The organism is Gilvimarinus sp. 1_MG-2023 (genome assembly GCF_030548285.1).
This window is the reverse complement of record NZ_JAUOSC010000840.1, coordinates 1-284: the sequence shown is the minus strand read 5'-3', so window position 1 is coordinate 284 and position 284 is coordinate 1. Positions and strand designations below refer to the sequence as shown.

The 284-nt window shown below is 48.2% G+C and carries 1 protein-coding gene; it reads right to left on the bottom strand.

What is annotated here, in order from left to right; genetic code table 11:
* The coding region (locus Q4563_RS19265; RefSeq protein ID WP_303605659.1) for a reverse transcriptase domain-containing protein at positions 1 to 284 on the bottom strand (284 nt) is incomplete at both ends.

Sequence of the window (284 nt, the reverse complement as noted above, 5' to 3'; positions counted from 1 at the left end):
GCATAACGCACGTAATTGACCTTGGTCTTGTAGCTGGCTTTGGTGTTCTTTTGCCCAAAGCGGGCCAGTAACACGTCTTCCAGTCCATCAAGCGCCATATTGGCCAAAACCGGAGAGATAATCCCCCCTTGCGGAGTTCCTGCCTCGGTTCGGTAAAGGTGGTTGGATTCCATAAATCCAGCTTTCAGCCATTTTCTGAGTACAGTTTTATCCAACGGAATGTTGGCCAGTAACCAGTCATGGCTGATGTTGTCAAAACAACCTTGAATATCGCCTTCAAGCAC